The organism is Hafnia sp., assembly GCF_036648275.1.
In the GTDB taxonomy this organism is placed as follows: Bacteria; Pseudomonadota; Gammaproteobacteria; order Enterobacterales; family Enterobacteriaceae; genus Hafnia; species Hafnia alvei.
On record NZ_JAVXIQ010000064.1, the window covers coordinates 1 to 4,529 of the forward strand.

The following is a 4,529-nucleotide window of genomic DNA, read 5'->3' on the forward strand; positions in this document are numbered from 1 at the left end:
GATTCATAAGAAAAATATTCATCGCTCATTTCAAATATGGGTGAAAACGGCGGTGACTAGCCACAAACCGATAGAAAAAAGGGATAACAATTGTCATCCCTTTAAGAATCATTACAACGATTAATGAAAACCGCGCTTACTCATCAAAGTACCAGTATCCCTGATTGACTAAATCAGTGAGTTCAGCAACAAAGGCGGGATTATTCAGTGCATCACCCAGCTCTTTTTTACCTACCGTAGTATAACGGCACAGCGCATCGGCGGCTTCAGGCTCAACGGCGTCCATTGGCTCGCTGTTAACAAAGAAACTATCACCAATGTTCAGCACACGTAGACCGCTCAGGCGAGTTAAGACTTCATCGCCCAGCAACGCATCAAGGATTTCATCAGGTTCATAAGCCGGTTCAGCTGGCGCGATATCCAACTCATGACGCGGCGTAGTCGCAAAACGCCCCAGCCATTGTTTGAAATCCTCAGGCTGATTGAGCATCTCGATCATCATCCCGCGCAGGCGATCGACTTCATAATCTTCGATACGGCCTACATGTTCACGGCAGGTCAAATCAGGATCGCTGTAATGCTCACCGCCAAGATCGTTTTCCAGCGCATAGTCAGCAAAGCTGCTGATTAAATCTCTGCCGTTCGGCCCACGGAAACCAACGGAATAGTTCAACGCCGTTTCATGAGTGAAGCCGTCATGCGGGAATCCAGGTGGAATATACAAAATATCCCCTGGTTCAAGATCTTCATCAATGATTGGCTCGAACGGATCCACATGCAAGAGCGCTGGGTGTGGGCAGAACTGACGCATAGGTAATTTGTCACCCACGCGCCAGCGACGGCTGCCCATCCCTTGAATAATGAATACGTCGTACTGATCGATGTGCGGCCCAACGCCGCCGCCAGGAACAGAGAACGAAATCATTAGATCGTCTAAACGCCAGTCCGGCAATACGCGGAACGGACGCACCAGTTCTGCAGAAGGCGCATGCCAATGGTTAACCGCCTGAGCCAACAACGACCAGCCGCTTTCTCCCAAACCATCAAAGTGCTCGAATGGCCCGTTGCTCGCCTGCCATTCGCCGTTTTTCTGGCTCACTAAACGGCTATCCACTTCCGGCTCCATCGCCAAGCCTGCCAACTCATCCGGCGTGATTGGATCAACGAAGTTCGGGAAGGCGTTTTTCAATACAACAGGTTTTTTTTGCCAGTATTTCTCTAAAAATTCAGGCCAATTAAGATTCAGTTGATAAGCCATACTTTCACACCAGTGAGCAGATAAATGGGCTCGATTATAAAGAGGCTAATAGCTTGGGTACCTTGTCATTGGTCAAGGATAATGTTGAATAATTCGCGAGGGATAAATCAGATGGGTGAAAAACAAAACGGCGTGCTGCACAATCTACACAGCACGCCGAATTAAAAGCGGCTTCCGTTAGAGGATAAAGTCCTTGTCATCAATAATCCGCAACGGATCGATATCACTCTCTTTCTTGATGACTAATCCCGTTTCAGAACGCACGCACACGCCACCGTAGTGGCCGCCGACGGTAAAGGTACATAGCTGAATATAGCGTCCAGCAACTTCCGGCAAACACCAAAGCTGTTGGTAGATATTTTTCTGTTCAGCGAACTTACCGGACGTTTCATCCAGCACCCGATCTTCATGGCTGATTAGACCTATGTTGTTACCACAGCGTCCAGCAATAGGTTTCACCGCGTAGCCGCTCTGCTCCAACTCTGCGTTCAGCTCAAAATCGGCGTCTAACAGATAACGATGATGCGGGAATAGCGACCACAGAACCGGCAAAATGGCCTTATTGCTTGGGATCACGGTCCACAACGGCTCAAAGACCATCACTTCAGGACGCAACAACACGTCAATCAGACGCACTGCATTTTTAGGATGGCCAGTTCGGATCGGAAGCGCTGCGTGATCGGCCTCGCTCTCTTCACGCAATTGATCGAGAGCCGTTTCCCATGCCCATGTTTTCCACACACAGCTCACTGGGCGGTTTTCACCATCCACCAATTGACCTGAATCAGCCCAATGCAGTTCGTCTAAACCATGCAAAATCTTACTTTCAAAACCGGCTTTCGTTAACGCGCGCTGCATAAACTGCGCGTGGTAGCTCTCTTCTGCGTCATGATCCTGAAGAATATGCACGAATGGTGTTGCGTCACTGTGTTTCCACGTATTGGCTAACGCATCCAACAGATACTCGCCGGGATCGCTGCCTGCCACCTCACCCGCCTGCTGCGCCCACTTGTCTAAAATTAGCCCGGTTTCAGCATGGCATGAGGCTGAATCCGCATTATATTCATAGACTTTTAGCCCACGCTCGTCCATGCAGAAGTCGAGGCGACCGGTGATCATATGATGACGACGGCGCTGCCAAGAAAGTCGCAGGCGCGGCCATAACGCTTCTGGAATATCAAACAGCGCCAACAAATTGTCATCCTTAAGCACCTTGTCGGTCGCGTGCAAATACATCAAATGCAGCTCGTTAGTGGCGTGGATCAACTCCTGCTCGGCGCTGCGAGAAACAGCGAAATAGCGATAGGGATCGGCATTTAGCGTATGTCCGCCGTTGGCCTGAACGTAGGTATGCTCCAATGGATCCTGCTCGTTCAGCCAAGTTCCAGCAAACTGCCCGTGGTTTTCAACACGTTCACAGTGGATCGCCAAATACGGTGCAGGTGTCTGAGGCTGCGGTAAGCTATGGCGATCATCGGCGGTCTGGGTCATCCAGCCCAGAATCTCGGTATCGTCAAAGGTATCTTGGATAGCGTACTTTCCATCGCGATAAGTCAGCGGCAACTCGCGTGTCCACTGCTGCCCTGCGGGCAACGGATGATGAATGACATTCTGCTCAACGACACGAATTTTGTTCTCTAATACCTGAGTGATAATCGCGACGTGACCCGTGTGTTCAAACTCACCGCCCTGCTGCCAAATGAGCAACGAACCGGCAACTGGCGGGCGCTCGCAGCCATTAGGGAACGCTTGTAGCGGTAAAATATTGTCATTCACCACTTGGCGCAGATAACGCAATGAGAAGATCTCATAGGCCATTCTGACATCGGTGAAAACCGTGCCATAGTTGAGATAAAGAAAGCGGCGAGCGAACTCAACGCACTGCCACTTATAACCCATATATTCTTTATCTAGATAGTGACGGAATGACGCATCATCCATCTGTTCCAGATCGTTAAGGGATTCATAATTCGAAGAGTAAATCGCCACGCCTCCAGGGGCATAGCCTAACAGCGTACCAAAAGGGGCATGTTTTTCTGTCGTGTTTACACACATAGCGGAAGCCTTACGCGAATATCACTGTCGCGACGACAGTTGGAGGAAAAATCCATCTTAAAACCACTGGCCATCATCACCATGATTTACAGCCCGTTGCAGGTGGACAACATATCAATACGTTGCCTGACTCCTTCAAAACCTGAATCAATATGATAGCACCGTTGAAGGTGTGGGAAAGATGAATTGGGCAACGCGATGGTGGTTCTGTTGTGATGCAAAGTGAACAGGCCGAGCTCGGCCTGTTCGCAAGGAGATAAATTATAATGGATAAGGTGAGCTAATTTTCGCCGCGATATCTCGCATAGCGTTGCGCGCAGTCGGGCTAATACCGCCAAGCTGGAAAAACCCGTGGATCACACCAAGATAACGCTGCGCACTACAGTTAACGCCCTGCTCCGTCATACGCGCAAACAACACTTCACCGTCATCACATAACGGATCGTATTCGGCCGTGAGAATATGTACCGGAGGTAAACCTAAAAAGTCATCGCGCCACAGCGGACTGACTTCTGGATGCATCAACTCAGTCTGCGGGAAATAGGCTTCAAAACCGCTGAGCAGCGTGTCACGGGTGAGTACATAATCATCACCATTGCGCTTATAACTTTCAGACGATGCTGTTGCATCAATCATCGGATAAATCAGAACCAGCCGCTGAGGTAACCACCGATTGGCATCACGCAGGCGCAGAGCGGTTATCAAAGCAAGATGACCGCCCGCGCTGTCACCTGCCAATGTGATCTGACTGCGTTCAATGTTCAGCTCATCGGCATATTGCCAGATAAGATCCGCTGCACGTTCCGCATCGTCATGAGCGGCAGGATAAGTGTGCTCTGGCGCTAAACGATATTGTACGGCAATGACTCTACAACCACTGAGAAAGGCCAACTGCCTAAGCTGGTTGTCATGGGTCGCAAAACCTCCGCTGACAAAGCACCCACCGTGATAATAAATAACGGCAGGCAGCTTACCTTCAGCGTTGAGAGGAGAAAACACGCGCAGTGAAATCCCACCCATCTCCCTATCTTCAACGGTGACTCGCTGTTCTATCTCCCCCGCTAAAACCGTGCTAGCGATATATCCGGCGCGACGTTCATCAAAGGTTTGATGGCGAGATGAGGGACGTCCCTTGGTAATAAAATCAGCGACTAACTCTGCAATTGCGGGTTCAAGCGCCATTGACTATGCTCCCTGAGTGAAGATTTTTTCTAAA

The 4,529-nt window shown here is 49.9% G+C and carries 3 protein-coding genes; all 3 read right to left on the minus strand.

What is annotated here, in order from left to right:
• Positions 1–136 precede the first annotated feature (136 nt).
• Positions 137–1,258, minus strand: coding sequence for a ribosomal protein uL16 3-hydroxylase (locus RSC70_RS20900; protein WP_039184742.1), 1,122 nt, complete (start codon positions 1,256–1,258; stop codon positions 137–139).
• 177 nt (positions 1,259–1,435) lie between these two features.
• A complete protein-coding gene (gss, locus tag RSC70_RS20905; protein ID WP_130954543.1) occupies positions 1,436–3,313 on the minus strand; it encodes a bifunctional glutathionylspermidine amidase/synthase in 1,878 nt (625 codons plus the stop codon).
• Positions 3,314–3,574: 261 nt separating this feature from the next.
• Positions 3,575–4,495, minus strand: coding sequence for an alpha/beta hydrolase (locus RSC70_RS20910; RefSeq protein ID WP_130995856.1), 921 nt, complete (start codon positions 4,493–4,495; stop codon positions 3,575–3,577).
• Between the last annotated feature and the right edge of the window lie 34 nt (positions 4,496–4,529).

Bases quoted from the DNA above. Each gene is read 5' to 3' on its own strand.
- RSC70_RS20900 (WP_039184742.1), bottom strand. From the start codon at position 1,258: ATGGCTTATCAACTGAATCTTAATTGGCCTGAATTTTTAGAGAAATAC.
- gss (WP_130954543.1), bottom strand. From the start codon at position 3,313: ATGTGTGTAAACACGACAGAAAAACATGCCCCTTTTGGTACGCTGTTA.
- RSC70_RS20910 (WP_130995856.1), bottom strand. From the start codon at position 4,495: ATGGCGCTTGAACCCGCAATTGCAGAGTTAGTCGCTGATTTTATTACC.